The 24,290-nt window shown below is 59.1% G+C and carries 19 protein-coding genes; 8 read left to right on the forward strand and 11 right to left on the reverse strand.

What is annotated here, in order from left to right; genetic code table 11:
• Positions 1 to 136: 136 nt before the first annotated feature.
• The 5 genes from CFBP6623_RS04985 (at position 137) to dnaE (ending at position 8,593) form a co-directional block, all read left to right on the forward strand.
• Positions 137 to 442 carry a DUF1467 family protein gene (locus tag CFBP6623_RS04985; RefSeq protein ID WP_052818535.1) on the forward strand — a complete coding sequence of 102 codons (306 nt, stop codon included), beginning with the start codon at positions 137 to 139 and terminating at the stop codon, positions 440 to 442.
• A 702-nt stretch (positions 443 to 1,144) separates the two neighbouring features.
• Positions 1,145 to 2,467, forward strand: coding sequence for a proline--tRNA ligase (gene proS, locus CFBP6623_RS04990; RefSeq protein WP_046800376.1), 1,323 nt, complete (start codon positions 1,145 to 1,147; stop codon positions 2,465 to 2,467).
• Positions 2,468 to 2,594: 127 nt separating this feature from the next.
• Complete coding sequence (locus CFBP6623_RS04995; RefSeq protein WP_046800303.1) at positions 2,595 to 3,902, forward strand: lipoprotein-releasing ABC transporter permease subunit; 1,308 nt, start codon at positions 2,595 to 2,597, stop codon at positions 3,900 to 3,902.
• A gap of 15 nt (positions 3,903 to 3,917) precedes the next feature.
• A complete protein-coding gene (locus CFBP6623_RS05000; protein ID WP_046800302.1) occupies positions 3,918 to 4,601 on the forward strand; it encodes an ABC transporter ATP-binding protein in 684 nt (227 codons plus the stop codon).
• A 488-nt stretch (positions 4,602 to 5,089) separates the two neighbouring features.
• Entirely contained in the window at positions 5,090 to 8,593 is a 3,504-nt protein-coding gene (gene dnaE, locus CFBP6623_RS05010) for a DNA polymerase III subunit alpha (protein ID WP_046800301.1), read from the forward strand.
• Between the two features lie 23 nt (positions 8,594 to 8,616).
• Here dnaE and CFBP6623_RS05015 read toward each other — a convergent pair whose 3' ends face one another.
• From CFBP6623_RS05015 to CFBP6623_RS05025, 3 genes are all read right to left on the reverse strand, one after another.
• The gene (locus tag CFBP6623_RS05015; RefSeq protein ID WP_046800300.1) at positions 8,617 to 9,855 is read right to left on the reverse strand and encodes a L,D-transpeptidase family protein; all 1,239 of its coding nucleotides are present in this window, start codon (positions 9,853 to 9,855) and stop codon (positions 8,617 to 8,619) included.
• 171 nt (positions 9,856 to 10,026) lie between these two features.
• Entirely contained in the window at positions 10,027 to 11,310 is a 1,284-nt protein-coding gene (locus CFBP6623_RS05020; protein ID WP_046800299.1) for a DNA polymerase IV, read from the reverse strand.
• A gap of 68 nt (positions 11,311 to 11,378) precedes the next feature.
• A complete protein-coding gene (locus CFBP6623_RS05025; protein ID WP_046800298.1) occupies positions 11,379 to 11,687 on the reverse strand; it encodes a DUF3572 domain-containing protein in 309 nt (102 codons plus the stop codon).
• 131 nt (positions 11,688 to 11,818) lie between these two features.
• On the opposite strand from CFBP6623_RS05025, the gene CFBP6623_RS05030 reads away from it, so the two are divergent.
• Positions 11,819 to 12,190, forward strand: a complete 372-nt coding sequence (locus tag CFBP6623_RS05030; RefSeq protein ID WP_003496409.1) for a response regulator — start codon at positions 11,819 to 11,821, stop codon at positions 12,188 to 12,190.
• A gap of 18 nt (positions 12,191 to 12,208) precedes the next feature.
• Positions 12,209 to 13,579 (forward strand): PleD family two-component system response regulator, encoded by a 1,371-nt coding sequence (locus CFBP6623_RS05035; protein WP_046800297.1) that lies wholly within the window; start codon positions 12,209 to 12,211, stop codon positions 13,577 to 13,579.
• An 830-nt stretch (positions 13,580 to 14,409) separates the two neighbouring features.
• Here CFBP6623_RS05035 and rpmG read toward each other — a convergent pair.
• From rpmG to topA, 6 genes are all read right to left on the reverse strand, one after another.
• A complete protein-coding gene (gene rpmG, locus CFBP6623_RS05040; protein ID WP_003496403.1) occupies positions 14,410 to 14,577 on the reverse strand; it encodes a 50S ribosomal protein L33 in 168 nt (55 codons plus the stop codon).
• Positions 14,578 to 14,666: 89 nt separating this feature from the next.
• Positions 14,667 to 15,830 carry an MFS transporter gene (locus CFBP6623_RS05045; RefSeq protein ID WP_162249009.1) on the reverse strand — a complete coding sequence of 388 codons (1,164 nt, stop codon included), beginning with the start codon at positions 15,828 to 15,830 and terminating at the stop codon, positions 14,667 to 14,669.
• A gap of 17 nt (positions 15,831 to 15,847) precedes the next feature.
• Complete coding sequence (locus tag CFBP6623_RS05050) at positions 15,848 to 16,516, reverse strand: NUDIX hydrolase (RefSeq protein ID WP_046800375.1); 669 nt, start codon at positions 16,514 to 16,516, stop codon at positions 15,848 to 15,850.
• 20 nt (positions 16,517 to 16,536) lie between these two features.
• Entirely contained in the window at positions 16,537 to 16,980 is a 444-nt protein-coding gene (locus CFBP6623_RS05055) for a DUF983 domain-containing protein (protein ID WP_046800295.1), read from the reverse strand.
• Between the two features lie 45 nt (positions 16,981 to 17,025).
• Positions 17,026 to 19,380, reverse strand: a complete 2,355-nt coding sequence (rnr, locus tag CFBP6623_RS05060) for a ribonuclease R (protein ID WP_046800294.1) — start codon at positions 19,378 to 19,380, stop codon at positions 17,026 to 17,028.
• Complete coding sequence (gene topA / locus CFBP6623_RS05065; RefSeq protein ID WP_046800293.1) at positions 19,377 to 22,061, reverse strand: type I DNA topoisomerase; 2,685 nt, start codon at positions 22,059 to 22,061, stop codon at positions 19,377 to 19,379. Before topA ends, rnr begins: the two co-directional genes overlap by 4 nt.
• A gap of 259 nt (positions 22,062 to 22,320) precedes the next feature.
• Here topA and CFBP6623_RS05070 point away from each other — a divergent pair, with 259 nt between their 5' ends.
• Complete coding sequence (locus CFBP6623_RS05070; RefSeq protein ID WP_046800292.1) at positions 22,321 to 22,551, forward strand: hypothetical protein; 231 nt, start codon at positions 22,321 to 22,323, stop codon at positions 22,549 to 22,551.
• On the opposite strand, the gene dprA is transcribed toward CFBP6623_RS05070, so the two are convergent.
• The gene (gene dprA / locus CFBP6623_RS05075) at positions 22,507 to 23,646 is read right to left on the reverse strand and encodes a DNA-processing protein DprA (RefSeq protein ID WP_046800291.1); all 1,140 of its coding nucleotides are present in this window, start codon (positions 23,644 to 23,646) and stop codon (positions 22,507 to 22,509) included. The two genes, CFBP6623_RS05070 and dprA, sit on opposite strands and share 45 nt — an antisense overlap.
• A 21-nt stretch (positions 23,647 to 23,667) precedes the next feature.
• On the reverse strand, positions 23,668 to 24,285 hold the full coding sequence (gene plsY / locus CFBP6623_RS05080) for a glycerol-3-phosphate 1-O-acyltransferase PlsY (RefSeq protein WP_046800290.1): 618 nt from the start codon (positions 24,283 to 24,285) through the stop codon (positions 23,668 to 23,670).
• Positions 24,286 to 24,290 lie beyond the last annotated feature (5 nt).

Genomic DNA, 24,290 nt, shown 5'->3' on the forward strand with positions numbered 1-24,290 from the left:
GATGCCGGATCAACTCCGGCATGACGGAGGATAGGTCGTGCGCCTTGGTCCGCGATCTGAAAGCGCCTGCTCAAAGCACGGTTCTGTTCTTCCTTCCAAGGCTTTTTGCGGAGAAGTGATTCCGCTTTACGGATGAATGCGTTACAAGAAGCCAATTGTGCAGGAGGATCACATGCCGCTTCTTTCGGTCTTCGCCGTTTATTTCATCGTCTGGTGGACGGTGCTTTTTGTTGTGTTGCCGATTGGACTTCGTACCCAGGCGGAAGACGGCGACGTGGCGCTTGGCACCATCGCCAGCGCGCCATCCCGCTTCCGAGGCGGCCGCATCGTTCTGTGGACAACACTGATATCTGCCCTGATCTGTGGTGTGTGGTACGGCGGATCCTGGTGGTTCGGCTTCAGCCTCGACGATCTCCCGAGAATTGTTCCCGTTTACGACTGAAGTCTCGAAGCTTCATTCCACTCAGTTCGTGACCTGGAAAACGTCACTCCGTTACGTTTACAACGTATCGAGTGCATTCCACCTCAAAACCGGGATGACTGAAAATACGGCAGTTCTGTCCGTGTCGCCGCAAGGCGTATCTGAGGGTGTCATATGGATGTCATCTCTGTCGTGCACACAGCATAAGCGTATTGGGCGGCTGATTCACCGTCACAATTTTACCGGACTAGTCCGCCGGGGCATTGTCGTGTGTTGAGATCAAAAAAAAACAAGGCCTTTCAGCCTTGTTTTTCAGGTTTCGCGTGATCTGTAACCGTTGCCGGGGCAGCGACGAGCGCGCCTAAGATCTGATCCTCCCAAGACTGACCGCGAAAATGACAAGAATTTAAACTTCTTGCCTCTTTTGTAAGCTAAAGCTAGCTCAATCACCCATGCTTGTCATCTCATTTTTTGCATATTTGTTACAGTCGGCAAAAAATTCTCTGTGGTGCAATTTGTCGCACCGGATCAAGAATAATATTCCGGTCAAAGCGTTTTGACGCGAATTAGCTATCTCGAAAATGCCACGAAATCGCCTTCAACCCTCTTTTCATGGCGGGTTTTCTTCTTGGCGGGAAACGGCTATATCCGGCGCCAATATCCCTTTATTCGGGGCGATTCCCGCGCCTTTGCGCGCCGTCGTCCACATCAATGGAAGCCGTCATGCGTCTCAGCCGTTATTTCATGCCCATCCTGAAGGAAAATCCCAAGGAAGCGGAGATCGTGTCCCACCGCCTGATGTTGCGCGCCGGCATGATCCGGCAGCAATCGGCTGGCATTTATTCCTGGCTGCCGCTCGGCAAGCGCGTGCTGGACAAGGTCAACAGGATCATCCGCCAGGAGCAGGACCGTTCCGGCGCCATCGAGCTTCTGATGCCGACGCTGCAAACGGCCGAGCTTTGGCAGGAAAGCGGCCGTTACGATGATTACGGCAAGGAAATGCTGCGCATCAAGGACCGCCAGGACCGCCAGATGCTGTATGGCCCCACCAATGAGGAAATGATCACCGACATCTTCCGTTCCTACGTAAAGTCCTACAAGAACCTGCCGCTGAACCTCTACCATATTCAGCTGAAGTTCCGCGACGAGGTACGTCCGCGTTTCGGCACCATGCGTTCGCGTGAGTTCCTGATGAAGGACGCCTATTCCTTCGACTTGACCAAGGAAGACGCGATCCACTCCTACAACAAGATGTTCGTGGCTTACCTGCGCACCTTCGAGCGCCTTGGCCTGCGCGCCATTCCCATGCGTGCCGATACCGGCCCCATCGGCGGCAACCACAGCCACGAATTTATCATTCTGGCCGATACCGGTGAATCCGAGGTCTTCTGCCACAAGAGCTTCCTCGACCGTGCCATTCCGGCTGAAAATACCGACTTCGACGATGTCGCAGCCCTTCAGGGTGTATTCGACGAGTGGACTGCCGATTATGCCGCCACCTCCGAAATGCATGACGAAGCAGCCTATGATGCCATTCCGGATGGTGAGCGTCTTTCGGCACGCGGTATCGAAGTTGGTCACATCTTCTATTTCGGCACCAAATATTCCGAGCCTATGGGCGCGAAAGTGCAGGGCAAGGACGGCAAGGAACACCCTGTCCACATGGGTTCTTATGGCATTGGCCCGACACGCCTTGTTCCCGCCATCATTGAAGCATCGCATGATGAGAACGGAATCATCTGGCCGGCCTCGGTCGCGCCTTTTGATGTTGTCATTATCAACATGAAGGCTGGTGATGCGGCCTGTGATGCGGCTTGCGAAAAGCTGTATTATCAGCTCTCCAACGCCGGCAAGGATGTTCTTTACGACGATACCGACGACCGTGCGGGCCAGAAATTCGCCACCGCCGATTTGATCGGTGTGCCGATGCAGATCATCGTCGGCCCGCGTTCTGTTGCGAACGGCGAAGTCGAAGTGAAGGACCGCAAGACCGGCGAACGTGAAACCGTCACAATCGAGGCGGCAATGAACAAGGCGCTTGGCTAAGCGCGAACGGAAAGATGGGAGCGGCCTTCATGCGAAGACCGCTCCGGTTTTATGGCGCAGGCGCCGCTACGATTGGGACCGATCTTTGGAAAAGACCGATCTTGCAAATTGAGATCAGGGAGACGACATGGCAAAAGCCGATGCTGACAAGGGTGCGGCTCCTTCCGCCCGGGAAAAGACCGCCCGGCCTTTTTCCGCTTTCGAACGCATGGTGGCATGGCGCTATCTGCGGTCGCGGCGCAAGGAAGCGTTCATTTCCGTCATCGCCGGTTTTTCTTTTGTCGGCATCATGCTGGGCGTTGCAACGCTCATCATCGTCATGGCTGTCATGAATGGTTTCCGTACCGAGCTGATTTCGCGCATTCTCGGCATTAACGGCCATATGATCGTCCAGCCGATCGATCAGCCCTTCAATAATTATGACGAGCTGGCGAAGAAGTTTTCCGCCGTGCCGGGCGTCACCATGGCCCTGCCGCTGGTGGAAGGCCAGACATTGGCCTCCGGCCGCGGCGGCGCAGGCTCCGGCGCGCTGGTGCGTGGCGTGCGCCAGGAGGATATCGACAAGATCAAGGAAGTCGCCAGCAACATCAAGACCGGCGATCTCGTCGGCTTCATGGCAGGCGATGGCGTTCTGGTCGGCTCCAGGCTTGCGGCGCAGCTTGGCGTGACGGCGGGAGATGACATCACCCTCATTTCGCCGGAAGGCGACGTGACGCCGATGGGCGTCAATCCGCGCGTCAAGTCCTACAAGATCTCAGGCGTCTTCGAGATCGGCATGTCGGAATATGATGCGTCGATGATCTATATGCCGCTGTCCGAAGCCCAGCTTTATTTCAATGCCGACGGCATCGTGCAATCCATCGAGCTTTATGTCAGCCGCCCTGATGACGTTGACGGCATCCGGCCGCTGGTGGAGCAGGCGGCAGAACGGCAGATTTATATCACCGACTGGCGACAGCGGAACCAGACCTTCTTTTCCGCCCTGCAGGTGGAACGAAACGTGATGTTCATGATCCTGACGCTCATCGTTCTGGTGGCGGCGCTGAACATCATTTCCGGCCTCATCATGCTGGTGAAGGACAAGGGCAGCGATATCGCCATTCTGCGCACCATGGGGGCCAGTTCCGGCGCGGTCATGCGCATCTTCTTCATGACCGGGGCGGCCATCGGCACGGTCGGCACCTTTGCCGGGGTGGCGCTCGGCGTCATCGTCTGCCTCAATGTGGAATCCATCCGGCAGTTCTTTTCGTGGATATCCGGCACGGTTCTGTTTGACCCGCAGCTTTATTTCCTCAGCCAGTTGCCGGCCGAAATGGATTTGAGCGAGACCATCACCGTCGTCATCATGGCGCTGACGCTTTCTTTCCTGGCAACGATCTTCCCAGCATGGCGGGCCTCCAAGCTCGATCCGGTGCAGGCCCTGCGTTACGAATAAGGACCGCTTCGCAATATGGCAAAAAAAACAGTGCTGCGGCTTACCGGCGTGGAACGGACCTATGGTCAGGGTGAAACGTCGCTTTCCATTCTGCGCAAGGCCGATCTTGAATTGAGAAGCGGTGAGATGGTGGCGCTCGTCGCCCCCTCCGGTACCGGAAAATCCACACTGCTGCATCTGGCGGGGCTTCTGGAACATCCTGACGCGGGTGAGGTTTTCATCAACGGCGCGCCATGCAACGGGCTTCCGGATGAAACCCGCACGGCGATCCGTCGCAGCGATATCGGCTTCGTTTATCAGTTCCATCACCTGCTGCCGGAGTTTTCGGCGGTGGAAAATGTAATGATGCCGCAGCTCATCGCCGGTCTGACGCAGGCTGAGGCGCGCAAGCGTGCCAGCGCCCTGCTGGATTACATGCGCGTCGGCCATCGCGGCGAACATCGCCCGGCCGAACTTTCCGGCGGCGAGCAGCAGCGCGTGGCGATTGCGCGCGCGGTTGCCAATGCGCCGCTTCTGCTGCTCGCGGATGAGCCGACCGGCAACCTCGATCCCGAGACCGCGCATTATGTTTTCGATGCGCTGGAGGCCCTGGTGCGCCAGTCCGGCCTTGCGGCGATGATCGCCACGCATAACCACGACCTCGCTGCCCGCATGGACCGACGGGTAACGCTTGCAGACGGCAAGATCGTCGACTTCTGATCGTGACGGCATAAGGCGACCGTCGCGAAGCCTTATGTGATCTGCTACGAAGCGGTGAGTCTCTTCGCCCTTGCGTCTTCGGGAAGACCCGCTCGTCCTTCCACAGTTGAATTTTTGAGAACCCGGAGGTGTTTTTTGCCTTCGGGTTTTTTTGCTTTGGAGTCAGGGGCTTGCCGATCATGCGAGCGGAACCGCAGCTGATTCTGCGGCGTTAACAAGAGGAATACCAGCAAAACCCTGTTGACAATCGAACAAAATGAGAACAAAGTTGGAACATAACGAGTAAGGAGAGACCAATGACTGATTTCATCCGTGACGTTGCCGCTTTCGCTTCCATCGCTGTCTTTGTTGCCAGCTTTTCGGTGATCCTCACTGCCCTGTGAAGGAAACACCGGCGCAGAAGCCTGTATGGAGGCCGCAAGGCTGTAGACTTTAAGCGCCGGAAATCGGAAAATCGCCCCCTCGATTCAGAATGACAGGACGACGATATGGGCGATACGGTTGTGCGTGGAGAAAACTCTGACGAAACGCTGAAAACGCCTGGTTTCGTCCATCTGCGGGTTCATTCCGCTTACTCCCTGCTTGAGGGGGCGTTACCCCTCAAGAAAATCATGTCCAAGGCCGTCGCGGACGGCCAGCCGGCAATTGCCATCACCGATACCAACAATCTTTTCGTTGCGCTGGAGTTTTCCGAAAAAGCGCGCGACGAAGGTTTGCAGCCGATCATCGGTTGTCAGGTGTCGATCGACATGCAGGATGCGGCGGAGGACCGCCGCAATCATAACAGTCATCTTGCAAAACTCCCCGCCATCGTGCTTCTGGCCGCCAATGCCGAAGGTTACGAGCGGTTGGTGGACCTGATCAGCCGCGCCTATCTGGAAGGCGAGGGTAGCGGCGGACATTCCGTGCATATTACCCGCGCGTGGCTGGAAGAAGCCTCCAATGCCGGGCTGATCGCACTGACGGGCGCTACTGGCGGTCCTGTCGATATGGCGTTGAAGGAAGGCCATGCCGCGCAGGCCAAAGAGCGGCTGCTGACGCTGAAGTCGCTCTTCGGTGACAGGCTCTATATCGAATTGCAGCGTCAGTCCGGCTACGACCGTTCCCATGAGCGACGCATGATCGGCCTTGCTTATGACAATGATATTCCGCTGGTCGCTACCAACGAGGCTTTTTTCCCTTCCAAGGCAGACTATGAGGCGCATGACGCACTGATGGCGGTGGCGCATAATGCCATCGTTTCCGATGACAGCCGCTTCCGCCTGACCCCCGATCATTATCTGAAAAGCCGGCAGGAGATGACGGCGCTGTTTGCCGACATTCCCGAGGCGCTGGAAAACACTATCGAGATTGCGCTCCGCTGCTCTTATGTGCTGAAGAAGCGCGGACCCATCCTGCCGCGTTTCACCGGCGCCAGCGAAGACCCGGAAGCGGCGGAACATGCCGAAACCGAGGAGCTTCGCCGCCAGGCGGTGGAGGGGCTGGATCAGCGGCTTGCCGCGCTCGGCATGTCGCCCGGCTATACGGAACAGGATTATCGCGAGAGACTGGATTTCGAACTCGGCGTCATCTCGCGCATGAAGTTCCCCGGTTACTTCCTGATCGTTGCCGACTTCATCAAATGGGCCAAGCAGCAGGATATTCCGGTCGGCCCTGGCCGTGGTTCGGGCGCCGGCTCGCTTGTGGCTTATGCACTGACCATTACCGATGTCGATCCGTTGCGTTTCTCATTGCTGTTCGAGCGCTTCCTCAATCCCGAACGTGTATCGATGCCTGACTTCGATATCGACTTCTGCCAGGACCGGCGCGAAGAGGTGATCCGCTACGTGCAGCGCAAATATGGCCGCGAACAGGTGGCGCAGATCATCACCTTCGGTTCGCTGCAGGCGCGCGCGGCGTTGCGCGATGTCGGCCGCGTGCTGGAAATGCCCTATGGGCAGGTGGACAAGATCTGCAAGCTGGTGCCCAACAACCCGGCCAATCCGACACCGCTGTCAAAGGCCATCGAGGAAGAGCCGCGCCTGCAGGAAGAGGCAGACAAGGAACCCGTCGTCGCTCGCCTCCTGGATATCGCCCAGAAAATCGAGGGGCTTTATCGCCACGCTTCCACCCACGCCGCCGGTATCGTCATCGGCGACCGGCCGCTGTCGAAGCTGGTGCCGATGTATCGCGATCCGCGGTCCGATATGCCGGTTACCCAGTTCAACATGAAATGGGTGGAAAGCGCCGGTCTCGTCAAATTCGACTTCCTCGGCCTGAAGACGCTGACGGTATTGAAGGTCGCCGTGGATTTCGTCGCCAAGCGCGGCATCAAGGTCGATCTTGCCGCCATTCCGCTGGAGGACACGAAAACCTACGAGATGTTGTCGCGCGGCGAGACCATCGGCGTGTTCCAGGTGGAAAGTGCGGGCATGCGCAAGGCGCTGATCGGCATGCGCCCGGACTGCATCGAGGATATCATCGCGCTGGTGGCGCTTTATCGTCCGGGCCCGATGGAAAACATCCCGGTCTATAATGCCCGCAAACATGGCGAGGAGGAGCTGGAGTCCATCCATCCGACCATCGACCATCTCCTGAAGGAAACGCAGGGTGTTATCGTCTATCAGGAACAGGTGATGCAGATCGCCCAGGTCCTGTCAGGTTATTCGCTTGGCGAAGCCGATCTTCTGCGCCGCGCCATGGGCAAGAAGATCAAGGAGGAGATGGACCAGCAGCGCGAGCGTTTTGTCGATGGCGCCATCAGGAACGGCGTGTCGAAACCGCAGGCCAACACCATCTTCGACCTTCTGGCGAAGTTCGCCAATTACGGCTTCAACAAGAGCCACGCCGCCGCCTACGCCATCGTGTCCTACCAGACCGCCTATATGAAGGCGCATTATCCGGTGGAGTTCCTGGCGGCGTCCATGACGCTCGATATGGCGAACACGGAAAAGCTCAACGATTTTCGGCAGGATGCCGGCCGCCTCGGCATCGAGGTCGTCGCGCCTTCGGTACAGACGTCTTTCCGCCAGTTCGAGACCGGTGAAAACCGCATCTATTATTCGCTGGCCGCCATCAAGGGCGTCGGCGAGGGCGCGGTCGAACATATCGTCGAAGTGCGCGGCGACAAGCCGTTCACGAGCCTTGAGGATTTCTGTCTGCGTATCGATCCCAAACAGATTAACCGGCGTGTTCTGGAAAGTCTTATCAATGCCGGCGGCTTCGACTGTTTCGGCCGCGATCGCGCCGAACTGATTGGCGGGCTCGACCGTATCATCGGTTATGCGCAGATGGCGCAGAACAACCGCACCATCGGCCAGTCGGACATGTTCGGTTCAGGTGGTGGAAACGGCCCGGAAAAGCTGGTGCTGCCGGCCTTCCAGCCGTGGCTCGCCTCGGAAAAGCTGTTGCGTGAATATCAGGTGCTCGGGTTCTACCTCACGGCCCATCCGCTCGACACCTATCGCCCCGTGCTGGAAAAGTTGCGCGTGCAGAATTTCGCGGATTTTTCGGCGGCGGTGAAGCAGGGTGCGACCGCCGGGCGTCTGGCTGGCACCGTCACTGGCAAGCAGGAGCGCAAGACCCGCACCGGCAACAAGATGGGTATCGTCACCTTCTCGGATGCGTCAGGGCAATATGAGGCGGTGCTTTTTTCCGAAGGGCTCGCTCAGTTCCGTGATCTGCTCGAGGTCGGCAAATCGCTTGTCATCACCGTGCAGGCGGAGGAACGTCCGGAAGGCATCGGTCTGCGCATCCAGACGGCTCAGTCGCTGGAGGAGAAATCGGTGCAGATGCAGAAGGCTCTGCGCGTCTATGTGCGCGATTCCGGCCCACTGAAAACCGTCGCCCGCCACCTCAACACCAAGGGTGACGGGTCGGTCTATTTCATCGTCATCAAGGATGAAGGCAGCCGCGAGATTGAGGTGGAACTGACGGAGAAATACCGCATTTCCCCGGAAATCGCCGCAGCCCTGCGTGCCGCTCCCGGCGTCGTCGATGTGGAACTGGTTTAAGAGTTCAGACGCTCACGCATTCCTCAAACCGGCCCTTCCTTCGTCACGGTAATGAAATCCGTCCCGGTTCCTGTCTCCATCTGGTGACTGAGGTCGGAAACGGTGAGCGAGCTGCCGGTTGAAAGCTCCTGTTCAATGCGGGAGCGAATGTCTGCCGGTATGTCGAGACGGCCAAGCACGGCACTCAATTGATCGAAGCCGCCCGGCGCTTCGGCAATGGTAATGCCAAGTCGCTTTCGGGCTGCGTTGGGCAGATGGTTTTCGAGCGTCACGCCGTTCCACTCGGCGGTTCCGGCTGCGCGATCCACGGCAACAGCCTCGAAGAAATGGGTCCCGAGCGCAACTTCGGGATCCCTGATGTCGATGGGCGCCTCAAATAGCGGTTTGAAATCCTGCCGCACCATGATCTGGCCATTCGGTGGGTGGTTTTCGCCGGCGGATTCGTAAAGCGCCATCACGAAGGCGTCGGTCAGAAGCGGCCCGGTGGTTTTTAACCCCTTCCAGCGCTTGAAACCGTTCACGGCGCTTACCGTCATCTCCCCAGCATAGCCATCCGCTGAGCCGGCGTCGAAGCCAAGACGGGTCAAGACGGCCTGAATATCCATCACCCTTTCCCGCTCGCCACGCCGGGTGATGAGTATGCGCAGGGGCGAGGCGGCCTTGGCCTTCACTGCCGGTTTAAGCGCCTGTGTCTTTTCATTGATGGCGACTTCGACGGTGCCCAAAGCCGCATCGAAGGTCGCGGGGCGCAGTTCCACATCCGATAAAAGCAGCTTGCCGTCATCAGCATCGTCACGTGGTTCAAACAACGCGGGATGCTGCACGAAACGCAGTGAAACCGGGCGGTCTGTGATGATGACATGCACACCGGTCTGGGTGTCGCCAAAAAGTGACTTGGCGAATTTCGAAGGCAGGCGCACGCAGCCATGCGAAGCCGCATAGTTCGGCACCTTGCCTTCGTGCAGCGCAATGCCGGACCATGTCAGCCGCTGCATGAAGGGCATGGGTGCGGCCGAATAGATATTCGACTCGTGGTATTTCCGTTTTTCCAGAATGGAAAATATGCCGCTCGGCGTCTCGTGCCCGGCCTTGCCGGTGGAGACTTTCGAGGTGGCTATGATTTCGCCGTTTTCGTAAAGCGAAAGCGACTGGTCGCTTTTCGAAACGAGGATCTGCAGCGACCTGCTATCGGCGGCAAGCGCCGGGAAGGCAAGAATGCTGGCCGACAGCATGCCGGTCAGAAGACGGAGGCGGAGGGACATGACGCAATACACCACATGCACAAAACTGGCTCCACTCAACCACGCGAAGTTTAATGAAGCTTAAGGACGGTGCGGCTGCAACATCACTAATTTGTGTAAAATCTAAAATACATTGGCATCAAATGGTGCAAGGGGCCCGATGCGCGGTTCGCAAGGCCCACGATCAAACCGCTATTTGCGTGTGCCAAACGTGTAGCCGGTCTCGACGCTGCCTTTGCCGAACTTGTCGCGCAGCTTGTCCATCGCCGCTTCCGCCGCTGCCCGCCGCCCGGCCTGCCTGTCGACGAGATCAGGAGGATCGGCAAGGTCCGCATCGCGCAGATCGCTGACGCCAATGCCGAGCAGGCGGAATTTCGTGCCGTCGGTTTCCTTCTCCAACATCGAGAGACCGGTGCGGAAAATCCGGTCGGCAAGCTGGGTGGGGTCATCAAGCTTGCGGTTGCGGGTACGGATTTTAAAGTCGGCCGTCTTCATCTTCAGCACCACGGTCTGGCCGGCAATGCCGTTCTTCTTCAACCGCCATGCAACCTTTTCGGAAAGCGAGCGCAGGATCGGCACCAGATCCTCATGGCGGGAAATGTCGTTGAAGAAGGTCGTCTCGGAAGACACGCTTTTGACCGGATCGTTGTTGTGCACATGCCGCTCGTCAATGCCGCGCGAAAGCCTGAAGAGCCGTTGCCCCATCACGCCGTAACGGCGCATCAGATCGCCTTCTTCCATTTCCTGCAGCTGTGCGATCATGCGGATGCCGTCCGCCTCCAGCGTCGCAGCAAAGGCTCTGCCGACGCCCCAGATTGTGGTTACGGGCCGCGTGGCCAGAAAGGCAAGCGCTTCTGCCTCGCCAATCACCGAAAAACCGCGCGGTTTGTTGAGGTCGGATGCAACCTTGGCCAGAAACTTGCAGTAGGAAAGCCCGGCCGAGACGGTTACGCCGACTTCCTTTTCCACGCGCTTTGCAAATTTCGCCAGCACGCGCGCTGGCGGGTCATGATGCAGCCTCTCTGTGCCGGCGAGATCAAGAAAAGCTTCATCAATGGAAAGCGGCTGCACAAGCGGCGTCAATTCCTGCATCATCGCGCGGATTTCGCGCCCGACACGGGCATATTTCTCCATGTCGGGCTTGATGACCACCGCATCCGGGCAGGCTTCCAGCGCTTTGAACATCGGCATGGCGGAACGCACGCCCTGAATGCGGGCAATATAGCAGGCGGTCGAAACCACGCCCCGCTTGCCACCGCCGACGATGACCGGCTTGTCGCCAAGCTCCGGATTGTCGCGCTTTTCAACGGATGCATAGAAGGCGTCACAATCGATATGGGCGATGCTGAGCTCGTAAAGCTCGTCATGATAGACGAGACGCGGGCTGCCGCAGGCACGGCAACGCCTCAAACCCGCTGGCTGGCCAGCCAGGCAGTCGCGACAAAAACCGGGATCATAGGAGTGCGACGTGGACATGGGGCGAAAACAAAACCAGAACGTCGCCGACCTTACTCCGGCGGTGGCCGCGGCTCAAGGGGTGACCGTCAATACTCCCCCGAATCCAGCCCCGGGCCGGAAAAATGATGCCAGGCGGCGGCCACCGTTTCGGGTGAGGTGTCGGTTGCCGCACAAAACGCCATGAGGTCCGGCTCGTGGCTCATCAGAAAATCGGTGAGGCCCGCCAGAAAGCCGGGATCGTTGACGGCCTGACGCAGCATATTGGCCTGCAAGCCGCTCAGCGCCAGGAAACGCGCCAGCATGTCCGGTTCGTTTGCCAGCCAGCCAAGTATGGCGGCCGCCGTTTCTTGCGGATCTTTGCCGGCATTGCCTTTGTTTTTCGTATCGCGCAGCATTTCTTCCCCGAAGTTACCTATTTTGAAACCAAATCCCTCTAGCCTTGCGCAACAAATGGACGATGGAATCGGTTCTCTGGCAACTTATATGTCTGGATGAAGGTTTCAAAGCGAAACGGGGACTGCCCACCATGCCCAAACAGGTCATGATAGTCGAAGACAACGAGCTGAACATGAAGCTCTTTCGCGACCTGATCGAGGCGTCTGGTTATACGACGATCCAGACGCGCAACGGCATGGAAGCGCTGGACCTTGCCCGCAAGCACCGGCCGGACCTCATCCTCATGGATATCCAGCTTCCGGAAGTGTCGGGGCTGGAGGTGACGAAATGGCTGAAGGAAGATGACGAACTGCACGTCATCCCGGTCATCGCCGTCACGGCCTTTGCCATGAAGGGCGATGAGGAACGGATTCGTCAGGGCGGATGCGAGGCCTATGTGTCGAAGCCGATTTCCGTCCCGAAATTCATCGAAATCATCAAGACTTATCTGGGCGACGCCTAAGGCGGCTGGGGAACGGTTATGACGGCGAGAGTTCTGGTTGTTGACGACATTCCTGCCAATGTGAAGCTTCTCGAAGCGCGGCTTGTGGCGGAATATTTCGATGTCGTCACCGCCGAGGATGGTTTTAAGGCGCTGGCGATCTGCGACGAGGAGCAGGTCGATATTATCCTGCTCGACATCATGATGCCGGGCATGGATGGTTTCGAGGTCTGCGAGAGGCTGAAGGCCAACCCGAAGACGGCGCATATTCCCGTCGTCATGGTCACTGCGCTCGATCAGCCTTCCGACCGGGTGCGCGGCCTGAAGGCCGGCGCCGATGATTTTCTGACCAAGCCGGTCAACGACCTTCAGCTGATTGCCCGTGTCAAAAGCCTCGTGCGTCTGAAGGCTGTCAGTGACGAATTGCGGCTGCGCGCTGAAACCGCAAGGCAGATCGGCATCGAGGAGATGCTGCGCGCCGACGGCCTGATGCAGACACCCGGCCGCGTGCTGGTCGCGGATGGCCGCGCAAGTTCGCAGGAACGGATCGTCAGGGCGCTGAAGCCGATCGCCGAGGTCGATGCCGTCACCGATCCGCAGGCGGCGCTGCTGAAAGCGGCGAGCAGCTCTTTCGAGCTTGTCATCGTCAATTCCAATTTCGAGGATTACGATCCGCTGCGATTGTGTTCACAGCTTCGCTCGCTGGAGCGCACCCGTTTCCTGCCGCTGCTACTGGTGGCGGAGCAGGGGGCGGACGATATGGTGGCGCGTGCGCTCGATCTCGGCGTCAATGACTATATTCTGCGCCCGATCGATCCCAACGAACTTGTGGCCCGCTCACTGACACAGATAAGGCGCAAGCGTTACAACGAACACCTGCGGCTCAACCTGCAGCACACGATGGAGCTTGCCATTGTCGACGCGCTGACCGGCCTCAACAATCGCCGTTATCTCGACAATCATCTCAAGATACTCTTTGACCGTGCCGCCGTGCGGGGTCGCCCGATTTCCATCTGCATGACCGACATAGACCGGTTCAAGCTGGTCAATGACACCTATGGCCACGATGTGGGCGATGAAGTGCTGCGCGAATTTGCAGCGCGCATCCGCAGCACGGTGCGCGGCGCTGATCTTGCCTGCCGTTACGGTGGCGAAGAATTCGTCGTGGTAATGCCCGATACGCCGATGGAGCTTGCCACGAGCGTCGCCGAGCGTCTGCGGGCGATCGTCGAAGACAAGCCTTTCTACGTCCGCTCCATCGACCGTGAACTGAGCATCACCGCCTCGCTTGGTATCGCCACCAGCAGCGGCGCTTTCGGGATGCCGGATGAGCTATTGAAACAGGCCGACCGGGCGCTCTATGAGGCGAAACACGCCGGGCGCAACCGGGTGGTGGCTGCCGCCGCCTGAAAGCGGTCCGCATGCGTCTGACGCTGAAACCATGTCGTCTTTTCGGGTTTATCGTCGTTCGAGGAGCTGAAAAGTCACCTTGGGAGGCTCAAGCCCCTGACCTCGCCTGTATTTTATCTTATTGCAATGAATAGGCGAAATTCTGCGGCTTTAATACAGTTCAAGTTGAAAAATATATTGAATTCAATCTCGCAGGAAACTATAGTGTGCCAGCGTTGTATATTTAACCATGTTTTCCGGGTTATGTATCGCTGGCTTAAGAATTTGTTGATTTTTATTTTACTTCTGCGCACACTCATTATCGAGAATAACAGTTCTTCCGGCGGTTTTTCCGTCTTGTGATGATGGAATGATGGCGGCTCATGCCGCTGCGGTTTCGCTCGTCAGGGGCTGGTATTGCGTATTTCGAATGCCCCATGATGCTCAGGTCCGCCGCATCTCCTGAATCGTGGGGTCGGTCGGCTGACGATGTCCGAATCGGTTCCTCGTGCCGTAATCACATCGTTGGCCGACCGCCTTATCCCGAAAAGCTTGTCTGACTGAGAAACAGGTTTACCCAGCAGCCCTGTGTTGTGGCTCCACGCCGTTAACGGCCACGCATCTATGGCGGAGGAGGGGTGAAGCGCAGGATCGCGGCGAAAGAAGCTTTGCCGGATTTGAGGAGCCTCCCGGCTGCCTTCCACATTCCCACATTACGCATTTTCCCGACGCCAAAGCGTCACGCATTTCGCGGGGAATGTCTTTGTCGTCCACACGAACAAAGACCCGTCCATACAAACAAAAAACGCGCCCATTGGGCGCGCTTTTGCCGGAGAACCCGATCAAGAAAATTACTTGATCTTGGTTTCCTTGAATTCAACGTGCTTGCGTACAACCGGGTCGTACTTCGTCTTCGTCATCTTGTCCGTGAACGTACGGCTGTTCTTGGTGGTGACGTAGAAGGTACCGGTGTCGGCTGTCGACAGCAGCTTGATCTTGATTGTTGTAGCTTTCGCCATGGTCGTCCTGCCTTTAAACAAAAGAGAAGCCGCAGGCGCTTCTCACCTCGGCTAAATCTGGCGCGAAACTACGTATCGCGCCTGAAAAGTCAAGTCTGTTTTGCCCGGAAAACAAAACGGAACCCATAAAGCACCACGTAAAGCCCGAAAAATACGGCAAGCGCCCAGGCGAAACCGTCAGTGCCCGCGACATCCATGGAAATGCCGACGGCCTGCGGTCCTGCAATCGTACCCATGGCGTAACAGAAGATAAAGGCGGCATTGGCGGAGACCAGATCCGCGCCCTTTAGCCGTGATCCAAGGTGAGTGAGGCCGACGGTATACATGCCGGAGACGAGGCCCCCCCAGAACAGCAGGAGGGCCGCCACGAGGATCCAGCTGTCCACCAGCAGGGGCAGCGCCAGCGTGCCGCAAACGCCCGCAAAGGCCATCAGCGCCAGCATGGTGCGCCGATCCTTCATGCGGTCCGACAACAGGCCGATCGGTATCTGGAAGACCATGTTGCCAATGCCCATCACGGTCAGCAGCAGTGCGGCCTGCGATTCGTTGAAGCCTTCACGCGTGGCATAGATGGGAAAGAGCGACAGGCCACCGGCCTGCACCGAACCGAACACGAAAGCCGCCGCCGACGCCATCGGCACCAGCCAGACATAACGGGCGAAATGGTGGTTGGGCCGCTCGTCCAGCTCCGGACTTTCACCGCGCGCCATGAAGATCGGGATCGCGGCCAGAAGGATGATCGCCGCTCCGACGATAAACGGCAGGATGCCCTCGCTGCCGACCACGGAAAACAGCAGCGGGCCGACCGCAAAGCCGACCGCAAGGCCGGTGGCGTAGATGCCGAGCACCATGCCGCGTTTTTTCGGCGGTGCGGTCATGTTGATCCAGTATTCGGACAGGATGAACAGCGTCGTGGTGGCGCCGTGGAAAACGATTCGCAGTGGAAACCACATCCAGAAGGCGTCGGCGAAATAAAAGCCGAACGCGCTCACCGCTGAAATAACCACCGCAAACAGCATGGTTCGCGCCACGCCGAAATCATGGGCGATCTTGGAGGTCAGGGGGGCGGCCATCATCGCCGCGACGCCGGCCATCGCCGAATTCACCCCGATCATGGTGGAGGAGATGCCACGCTTTTCAAGGATGATCGACAGGAGCGGCAGGCCAAGACCGATGGCGACACCGACCGCACTGATGGCGGAAATCGCAGCGATCAGTGAGGGCCAGTGAATGGCGTCCGCTTCGCATTTCATTTGTGACATGACGGCCTTTATACAAACTCTCGAATGAAGCGGCCGTGGCGCGTGACATAGAGCCGCGCGGGGCTTTCAAAGGGCAATGACGGATCACCTATCATGAATTTTGTGACATCTTCGAGAACCGTGCGCGTGATTTTCGGCATGTTCAGACCGGAAAGGCCTGTCATGTCAAGCCATTGCACATCATGCAATTCTTCGGAATCCCGGATTAGCCGGGTATCCAGCCGCAATTCGTCGGCATAACAGCAAAAGAATCGTGTGTCGTAGCGCCTGATATTGCCGGGCGGGGTGATGGCGCGTGCCACATAGCGGAAACAGGAAAGGTCCGGACCATCAGCATCCAGCCCCATATCCACGCCGGTTTCCTCGACAAGCTCGCGCGCAGCGGCAAGCGCCAGCGCCCTGGCGCCTGCAACGCTCAGGCGGCGCGAGGCCGAGGCGGTGAGGCGGTCGAGGACCGCGGGGTGCAGGTCGCCGGAAAAGGGAAGCGCGTGGTCGCGTGGATCACGTTTGCCGCCGGGAAAGACGTAAGCGCCGGGCATGAAGACATGGGCATGGCTGCGCTGGCCCATCAATACGCGGATTGTCGGGCCGGAACGGTCGAGCAGAATGATGGAGGCGGCATCCCGCGGCCGCAGGGGCGGGCTCGCAACCTCGGCACTCTTGCGGGGTTCGGTCACGCGCACGTCGCCGCCTGTCGTCAGTGGGAGGAGCCGTCTATCTGCACTGTCGGCTGCTTTCCGTCAAAGCCATGCATGCGCAGAGCCCATTGCAGGCCAATGACGCCGCCCTTGATCGGTTGCAGCGTCAGGAGCGCAGCCAGAATGGTAATCGGCACCCAGATGGCGAAATGCACCCACATGGGAACAGAGAACACCATATCCGTCATCATGAAGCCGCCAACGGCGATATGGCCGATAATGACGATGGAAATATAAGGCGGCAGGTCGTCGGACCGGTGGTGGTGCATTTCCGCGCCGCAGGCGGCGCAATTGTCCACCGGCTTCAGAAAGGCACGAAACAGGCGGCCACCGCCGCAGGCCGGGCAGCGGTTCGCCATGCCGCGCATGATCGAACGGCCAAGCGGCCGCTCCGCGCTGTTGTCTCCGAAGGTGACCGTTTCCGAGCCCTGATGTGCACTCATCCTTAAGTCCTTCTTCCGTTCTTTCAACCGCCTGCCGCGGTGTTGTTAACGTCGTCCTCTGGGCGGCCTCGTTCCCGGCCTGGTGCCGGGACGCGATGTCCGCCGGCCCGCCTTGTGGAACGACCGCGAGCCGACCGGCATCTTGCGCCCGGGGCTCAGCATTTCGAAACGCAGCGCGCCCGCCAGAGGCACTGCTTCCGCAAGCCGTACCTGAACCGTGTCGCCAAGCTGGTAACCGAGACCGGTCTTTTCCCCCGTCAGAGCCTGATGGGCTTCATCATAGAGGAAATAGTCGGTTCCGAGTGTAGATATAGGAACAAAGCCATCAGCGCCAAACTGCGGCAGCGCGACAAATAGTCCCGCCTTGGTGACACCGGAGACGCGGCCGTCGAATTCTTCACCCACCCGTTCGGACAAATGATGTGCGATCAGCCGGTTGATGGTGTCGCGCTCGGCCGCCATGGCACGCCGCTCGAAGGTCGAGATTTCGGCGGCGATATCGTCGAGCGTCGCCTCTTCCTGTGGGGTGATGCCGCCTTCGCCGAGTCCCAGCGACCCCACCAGCGCCCGATGCACGATCAGATCGGCATACCGGCGGATCGGCGAGGTGAAATGCGCGTATTTCATCAGGTTGAGGCCGAAATGGCCGATATTCTCGGGGCTGTAGATCGCCTGGCTCTGGCTGCGCAGCACCATTTCATTGACCATGATCTGATGCGGCGTATCAAGGGCGCGCGCCAGAATGCCATTGAAGGAATTGGCGCGCATGGCCACGCCCTTGGCCATGGAAATGCCGATGGTGCCGAGGAATTCGCGCAGCACCTCCTGCTTGGAGAGCGTCGGTGCGTCGTGTACGCGATAGACCAGCGGCTGCTTTTTCTTTTCCAGCGTCTCGGCGGCGGCGACATTCGCCTGGATCATCATTTCCTCGATCAGCTTGTGCGCATCGAGGCGTTCGGGAATGACGACCTTGTCCACCGTGCCGTCGGGCCTGAGCTGAATCTTGCGCTCGGGCATGTCGAGTTCCAGCGGCTGGCGGCGGTCGCGGCCACGCTTCATTACTTCGTATGCGTGCCACAATGGCTTCAGGATCGGCTCCAGCAGCGTCCCGGTCTTGTCGTCGGGCTTGCCGTCGATCGCAGCCTGCGCCTGTTGGTAGGACAGCTTGGCAGCACTCTTCATCATGATGCGATGGAAAGTATGGCCCGCCTTGCGGCCTTCCTTGGAGAAGGTCATCCGCACCGCAAGCGCGGGACGGTCGACGCCTTCCTTGAGCGAGCAGAGATCGTTGGAGATACGCTCCGGCAGCATCGGCACGACACGATCAGGGAAATAGACCGAGTTGCCGCGCTTCAAAGCCTCGCGGTCGAGCGGAGCGCCTGATCGCACATACCAGGAGACATCGGCGATGGCGACTGTGACGATGACACCATCCGGATTGTCGGGCGAGGGGTCCGGTTCGGCATAGACCGCATCGTCATGGTCCTTGGCGTCGGCCGGATCGATGGTGATGAGCGGCAGGTCGCGCCAGTCCTCGCGGTGCGACATGGTCGCGGGTTTGGCGGCATCCGCTTCAGCCAGCACATTCGGCGGGAAAATATGCGGAATACCATGGGAATGGATGGCGATCATCGAGATCGCCTTTTCCGAGGCGACCGAGCCGACGACGGAGAGAACCTTGGCCCGCGTCAGGCCGTAACGGCCGCTGTTGCGCGAGGTTTCCACCTCGATCAGGTCGCCGTCCCTGGCATCGCCGACGCCATCAGGGTCGATCACCATTTCTTCGCCGCGCCGGTCGATCGGCATCAGCCGTCCGCCGCCGCCTTCCGTCTGCTTGAACACGCCGAGCAGCGCGTTCTGGCGACGATCAATCAGTTTTACGACGCGGGCCGTATATGCCGGGCCGACGCTGTCTTTCGAGGGGAAGATTTTTGCCAGAATACGGTCACCGAGACCGGCTGCCGGGGCCTTCTTGCCGCGATCCTGCGAAGACTGGCGGATCAGCACGGCAGGTGCAGCACCCATATCCTCCGGCCATTCCGCCGGTCGGCCGATCAATTCGCCGTCCTTGTCGCGGGTGGTGATGTCGAGAACCGTCACAGGTGGCAGACCGCCCGGCCGCGTCAGCGACTTACGGCTCTTGTGCACCATGCCATCGACTTCAAGTTCCTTCAGCAGCGCTTTCAGAACGATACGGTTTTCACCCTTCAGCCCGAAAGCCTTGGCGATTTCACGCTTGGAAGCCTGCTGCGGATGGTCCGCGATGAATTTCAGCAGCACTTCGCGGGAAGGCACCTCGCCATGGATGATGCCTTCACCTTCACTCACCCGTTTGCCGCGCCCGGTGCGTCCGAAACCGTCGCTGGCGGAACCCTGTCTCTGACGCGGCGCCTTGCTCACTCTGCTGCCTTCTTGGGTTTGGCCGCTGCCTTCGGCTTGGCGGCCGCTTTGCTCTTGGTTGTGGCCTTGGCTTTCGTCGCCTTCGGTTTGGCAGTGGCGGCGCCATCGGCCTTCTTGGCGGCAGGCTTCTTGGCCTTGGCGGGCTTGCCGCCGGTGCCGGTCTTGGCGATGCGCTCGGCGATGAGCACCAGTGCCTCGTCCAGCGTCACCGAAACCGGGTCCTGACCCTTCGGAATGGTGGCGTTGACCTTGCCCCAGTTGACGTACGCGCCATAACGTCCGTCGCGCACAGTGATCGCGCCGCCATCGGGATGGTCGCCCAGTTCCTTCAGCGCCGCCGGCGTGCCGCTGCGGCCGCGTCCCGGCCCCTTGGCCTGCTTTTCGGCAATGACGGTGACGGCCCGGTTGAGGCCGATCGAGAACACATCCTCGATGCTTTCGAGGTTCGCATAGGAACCGTCATGCAAAAGGAACGGCCCATAGCGGCCAAGTCCGGCAGATATCATCTTGCCGGTTTCCGGATGTTTGCCAATATCGCGCGGCAGGTTGATGAGCGCCAGCGCCTTTTCATGGTCGATATCCTCCGGCTTCCAGCCCTTGGGCAGGGAGGAACGCTTGGCCTCCTTGCCGTCGCCGCGCTGGATATAGGGTCCGAAACGGCCCGACCGCAACGTCAGCTCTTCACCAGTCATCGGATCGGCGCCGAGAGCCTTCGGCTCGTTCGAGGCCGCAGCTTCGGCTTCCGAACCGTCGGAGGTGAGCTGGCGGGTGTAGTTGCATTCCGGATAGTTGGAGCAACCGACGAAAGCGCCGTATTTGCCGAGCTTCAGCGAAAGATTGCCGGTGCCGCAAACCTGACAGATGCGCGGATCCGAACCATCCTCGCGCTTGGGGAAGACCAGCGGCGCCAGAACCTCATTCAGCGCATCCAGCACGTTGGTGACGCGCAATTCCTTGGTATCTTCGATCTGCGCGAAGAAATCCTTCCAGAAATCGCGCAGCACCTGCTTCCAGTCCAGTTCGCCCGCGGAAATACGGTCGAGCTTTTCTTCCAGCGCGGCTGTGAAGTCATATTCGACATATTTGGAAAAGAAGCTTTCGAGGAAAGCCGTCACCAGCCGTCCGCGCGAATGCGGAATCAGCTTGCGCTTGTCGACGATGATATATTCACGGTCGCTCAGCGTCTTCAGCGTTGCCGCATAGGTGGAGGGGCGGCCGATGCCGAGTTCTTCCATCTTCTTGATGAGCGAGGCTTCCGAATAGCGCGGTGGCGGCTCGGTAAAGTGCTGGCTGGCATTGATCTTCTGCTTGGCGAGATTTTCGCGCGCATTGATCTGCGGCAGACGGCCTTCATCGTCACCGTCGTCGCTCTGCTCGCCATCTTCCTTCTGGTCGGTATAGGCGGCGATGAAACCGTCAAAACGGATCACCGATCCGACAGCGCGAAGCCCGGCCTGTTCCCCGTTCTTGTCCGCCAGAATTTCCACAGTGGTCCGCTCGATTTCGGCGGACGCCATTTGGCTGGCGATACCGCGCTTCCAGATCAGGTCGTAAAGACGCAGCTGATCGGCATCGAGATAACGTTTCACCTGATCCGGCGTGCGGTTGAAATCGGTCGGGCGGATCGCCTCGTGCGCTTCCTGAGCGTTCTTGGCCTTGGTGGAGTAGAAACGCGCCTTTTCCGGCACGTAGCGGTCGCCAAACTGCTCGCCGATGGCGCTGCGGGCAGCATCGATTGCTTCCGGGGCCATCTGCACACCGTCGGTACGCATATAGGTGATCAGACCAACGGTCTCGCCGCCGATGTCGATACCTTCATAAAGCTTCTGCGCCACCTGCATCGTCCGAGAAGCGCCAAAGCCCATGCGCGAAGACGCGGCCTGTTGCAGCGTCGAGGTGGTGAAGGGCGGGCCGGGATTACGCTTGACGGGCTTTGCCTCGACCGTGTCGACAACATAGGTCGCGCCTTCCAGCAGCACCTTCAGCCGGTTTGCATCTTCGCCGGTCTTGATCCCGCGGCTTTGCAGCCGCTTGCCGTCGGCCGAAACCAGCTTGGCTTCGAACTCGTCACCGCGCGGTGTCTTCAAAAGCGCGCTGATGTTCCAGTATTCCTCGGAGATGAAGCGTTCGATCTCGGACTCGCGGTCGCAGACGAGACGCAGCGCAACCGACTGCACGCGGCCGGCCGAGCGCGCGCCCGGCAGCTTGCGCCACAGCACCGGCGACAGGTTGAAGCCGACGAGATAATCGAGTGCACGGCGGGCGAGATAGGCATCTACCAGCGGCACGTCGATGTCGCGCGGGTTCGCCATGGCGTCCAGCACGGCCTTTTTGGTGATGGCGTTGAAGACCACGCGCTTCACCGGCTTGTCGCCGAGAACGCGCTTCTTCTTCAAAAGATCGAGAACGTGCCAGGAAATGGCTTCACCTTCGCGATCCGGGTCGGTTGCGAGAATGAGGCCGTCAGAGTCTTTTACCGCGTCGGCAATATCCTTCATGCGCTTGGCGGATGCGCTATCAACCTCCCAGGACATTTCGAAATCCTGATCGGGCAGCACCGATCCGTCCTTGGCAGGAAGGTCTCTGACGTGGCCAAAGGATGCAAGAACCTTGTAGCCCGAACCAAGATACTTGTTGATCGTCTTGGCTTTGGCAGGAGATTCTACGACAACGACATTCATATTGTTTTTCTCTGGAACTGGTCCGTTAACATAGCCGGATCACGGAGGAAGGCCGCAACAAGGCTTCTTTATAATTCGACATGGACAGGTAATGCCCGCGGGTCAAGAGGCAAGCCCGATTTTATCGCTTCCGGGTTATTGCAACCTATGGATAATCTATTGTTGTATTGCAATCTTTGGTAAATTGGTTATGATGACCAACATGATTTGAATCTACTTTATTGCTCTTCGTTTCAGACGAAATTCCCAGGATAAATATATGGTCCCGAACGCAACAAACAATAATGCCGACAACGAAGGGACCAGAGAGAACTTGGCATACATTCGCCAGATGCTGGCGGAGCTGCGGCAGGTCGCGAACCGTGAGGGCGCCGATATGCTGTGTTATCTGATCGAGATGGCCTATGTCGAAGTCGGCGATATCCAGAGCGGGCGGCGCAAGCTGTCAATCCGCGAGGAGCGAAACCCGTCCCCCGGCATGCCGGTTTAGTCGGCCGGCGATATCGAGTTCCAAAAGCACCATATGAACGGTGGCGGCGGAAAAATCCGTGTGGCGGATGATGTCGTCTGTTTCGACGGGCGAAGGGCCGAGTGCGGCGGCAATGATGCTGCGCTCGTCGTCTCCGGGTGGTGACATTTCTTCTTCCGATCGCGGTTCCTCGATCTTTCGGTCATAGGGCAATTGCGGCTCCATGAGTGGTCGCAGTGCTTCGAGAATGTCCTCCGCGCCCGTGGTCAACATCGCGCCTTCCTTGATCAGCCGGTTGGTCCCTTCGCAGCGCGGGTCGAGCGGGGAGCCGGGTACGGCGAAAACCAGCCGACCCGCTTCACCGGCAAGCCGGGCCGTAATCAGCGAACCGGAACGCTCTGCCGCCTCCACGATGACAACGCCAAGCGAGACGCCGGCAATCAGCCGGTTGCGGCGGGGAAAATCCCGGGCGCGCGGTTCCCATCCGAAGGGCATTTCGCTGATCGTCGCGCCGCCTTGATCATAGATATCCTGCAAAAGCCCGAAATTTTCCTGCGGGTAGGGTCGGTCGAGACCACCCGCCAGCATCGCCACCGTGCCGCTTGCAAGGCTTGCCCGGTGCGCTGCCGCATCGATGCCGCGTGCAAGGCCAGAAGCGATCGTATAACCGGCCCGGCCGCAATCGCGTGCCAGCATCGCGGCGAATTTCGCGCCGTTGATGGAGGCGTTGCGCGAGCCGACGATGCCGACGCAGGCTCTTGTTGCGGCGGTTGCCGATCCCTTCATCGCGATCAGCGGCGGAGCGCCATCCAGCTGTCGCAGGGCAGGTGGGTAATCCGGCTCGCCGATGCCGACAAACCGGGCGCCGAATCTTTCAGCCGTTTCGATTTCGCCTTCCGCCTCTGCCTGCGTGGCGATGCGTGGGCTGCGTGAGGAGCCGCCACGCCGCGAAAGCTCCGGCAGGGCATCCAGCGCCTTTTCAGCGCTGCCGAAATGATTGATGAGTTCGCGAAAGGTAACGGGGCCGATATTGTCGCTGCGGATCAACCGCAGCCAGGCGACCCGCTGCCTCGCGGAAAGCTCTATGCCCTGCCGTGTCGTTTCCTCATGCGGCATGGCGTATCCTCAAGATGGGGTTCAGCCCTTTTGACCGATCCTGCTTTCGGTGCCCGCCAGCAGGCGCGCGATATTCTCGCGGTGTTTCCACCATGAAATCACGCTCAGCAGCGTTACCAGCAACGCCGTCTTTTCAGGTCCAAGCACCCAGAGCGCTACAGGAATGATCAGCATGGCCAGCAGGGCCGACAGCGAGGAGTAGCGGGTGATGAAGGCAGTTGCGAGCCAGATCAGCGCGAAGGCCAGCATCATCAGCGGTGCGGCGCCGAGAAGCACGCCGATATAGACGGCCACGCCCTTGCCGCCCTTGAAGCCGAGCCACACCGGAAACAGATGGCCAAGAAAGGCGAAGAAACCAGCCACCAGCGAGGCTTCGTAACCCCACAGCGCATTGGCGACCAGCACCGCCGCCGTGCCCTTCAGCGCGTCGAGCAGCAGGGTGGCTGCGGCAAGTTTCTTGTTGCCGGTGCGCAGCACGTTGGTCGCGCCAATATTGCCCGAACCGATCTTGCGCACGTCGCCCAGCCCCGCCATGCGGGTGAGAATGAGGCCGAAGGGGATGGAACCGAACAGATAGCCGATCAGCGCCGAAAGCGCGAGCAGGGCAGGCGCCGTCTGCCAGTCAGTCAAAGCACTCATTCAAA

The sequence above is a fragment of the Agrobacterium tumefaciens genome, assembly GCF_005221385.1.
GTDB classification, from domain to species: domain Bacteria; phylum Pseudomonadota; class Alphaproteobacteria; order Rhizobiales; family Rhizobiaceae; genus Agrobacterium; species Agrobacterium tomkonis.

What these genes read in the sequence shown, in the direction of transcription:
- dnaE (WP_046800301.1), top strand. Translation starts at nt 5,090, where the DNA reads ATGGGCGATACGGTTGTGCGTGGAGAAAACTCTGACGAAACGCTGAAA.
- topA (WP_046800293.1), bottom strand. Translation starts at nt 22,061, where the DNA reads ATGAATGTCGTTGTCGTAGAATCTCCTGCCAAAGCCAAGACGATCAAC.
- CFBP6623_RS05030 (WP_003496409.1), top strand. Translation starts at nt 11,819, where the DNA reads ATGCCCAAACAGGTCATGATAGTCGAAGACAACGAGCTGAACATGAAG.
- CFBP6623_RS05045 (WP_162249009.1), bottom strand. Translation starts at nt 15,830, where the DNA reads ATGAAATGCGAAGCGGACGCCATTCACTGGCCCTCACTGATCGCTGCG.
- plsY (WP_046800290.1), bottom strand. Translation starts at nt 24,285, where the DNA reads ATGAGTGCTTTGACTGACTGGCAGACGGCGCCTGCCCTGCTCGCGCTT.
- CFBP6623_RS05020 (WP_046800299.1), bottom strand. Translation starts at nt 11,310, where the DNA reads ATGTCCACGTCGCACTCCTATGATCCCGGTTTTTGTCGCGACTGCCTG.
- CFBP6623_RS04995 (WP_046800303.1), top strand. Translation starts at nt 2,595, where the DNA reads ATGGCAAAAGCCGATGCTGACAAGGGTGCGGCTCCTTCCGCCCGGGAA.
- CFBP6623_RS05055 (WP_046800295.1), bottom strand. Translation starts at nt 16,980, where the DNA reads ATGAGTGCACATCAGGGCTCGGAAACGGTCACCTTCGGAGACAACAGC.
- CFBP6623_RS05015 (WP_046800300.1), bottom strand. Translation starts at nt 9,855, where the DNA reads ATGTCCCTCCGCCTCCGTCTTCTGACCGGCATGCTGTCGGCCAGCATT.
- CFBP6623_RS05000 (WP_046800302.1), top strand. Translation starts at nt 3,918, where the DNA reads ATGGCAAAAAAAACAGTGCTGCGGCTTACCGGCGTGGAACGGACCTAT.
- dprA (WP_046800291.1), bottom strand. Translation starts at nt 23,646, where the DNA reads ATGCCGCATGAGGAAACGACACGGCAGGGCATAGAGCTTTCCGCGAGG.
- CFBP6623_RS05025 (WP_046800298.1), bottom strand. Translation starts at nt 11,687, where the DNA reads ATGCTGCGCGATACGAAAAACAAAGGCAATGCCGGCAAAGATCCGCAA.
- proS (WP_046800376.1), top strand. Translation starts at nt 1,145, where the DNA reads ATGCGTCTCAGCCGTTATTTCATGCCCATCCTGAAGGAAAATCCCAAG.
- rpmG (WP_003496403.1), bottom strand. Translation starts at nt 14,577, where the DNA reads ATGGCGAAAGCTACAACAATCAAGATCAAGCTGCTGTCGACAGCCGAC.
- CFBP6623_RS04985 (WP_052818535.1), top strand. Translation starts at nt 137, where the DNA reads ATGCGTTACAAGAAGCCAATTGTGCAGGAGGATCACATGCCGCTTCTT.
- CFBP6623_RS05070 (WP_046800292.1), top strand. Translation starts at nt 22,321, where the DNA reads ATGGTCCCGAACGCAACAAACAATAATGCCGACAACGAAGGGACCAGA.
- CFBP6623_RS05035 (WP_046800297.1), top strand. Translation starts at nt 12,209, where the DNA reads ATGACGGCGAGAGTTCTGGTTGTTGACGACATTCCTGCCAATGTGAAG.